This is a genomic window from Nocardioides sp. (genome assembly GCF_029937575.1).
Classification (GTDB): Bacteria; Actinomycetota; Actinomycetes; order Propionibacteriales; family Nocardioidaceae; genus Nocardioides.
Map to the genome: position 1 here is coordinate 10,187 of NZ_JAPYPS010000093.1, position 827 is coordinate 11,013.

Annotated in this window: 1 protein-coding gene; it reads left to right on the forward strand. The window is 69.0% G+C overall.

Annotated features, from left to right (window positions below; genetic code table 11):
- Positions 1-702: hypothetical protein (locus tag Q1K33_RS19425; RefSeq protein WP_300406408.1), on the forward strand; the 702-nt coding region annotated here is incomplete at its 5' end.
- Positions 703-827: the final 125 nt, after the last annotated feature.

The following is an 827-nucleotide window of genomic DNA, read 5'->3' on the forward strand; positions in this document are numbered from 1 at the left end:
GAGTTCGTGGGTGACCCGGCTGGTGACACGGCGTCGTTCGAGTGCAAGCTCGACGCTGCTGCGTTCGCGGCGTGCGCGTCGCCGGCTGACCTGAGTGGTCTGGTCGACGGTGCGCACACGTTCTCGGTGCGGGCGATCGATGCGGTGGGCAACGTGGACGCCAGCCCGGCGTCGCGGACGTTCACGGTCGACACGACGGCTCCGGACACCACGATCACCGGTGGTCCGGCGGAGGGTTCGACGATCTCGAGTGCGTCGGCGTCGTTCGAGTTCGTGGGTGACCCGGCTGGTGACACGGCGTCGTTCGAGTGCAAGCTCGACGGCGGTGCGTTCGCAGCCTGCACCTCGCCGGCGGGGCTCACAGCGCTTGCTGATGGGGCGCACACGTTCTCGGTACGGGCCATCGACGCTGCCGGCAACGTCGACGCGTCCCCCGCGACGCGGGCGTTCACGGTCTCGACCGGTCCCTCGGCTGCCTGTGTCGCGGCTCAGGCGGACCTGGCGAAGGCCGAGACGGCGTTGAAGAAGGCGTCGGCCAAGGCGAAGAAGGCCAAGGCCGCGCTCAAGAAGGCCAAGAAGGCCGACAAGCCGAAGAAGAAGATCAAGAAGCTGGCGGCCAAGGCCAAGAAGGCCAAGCAGAAGGCCAAGGCAGCCAAGTCGGCACGCAACCAGGCGCAGAGCGAGGTGAACAAGTTCTGCTGACCTGCGCTGACCTGCGCTGACCTGCGCTGACCTGCGCTGAGGCTTCACCGCGCGGCCCCCGGGCCGGTGCCTCACGGGATCCGTCCCGTGCGACACCGACCGGGGGCCGTCGCACTGGTGGCGCG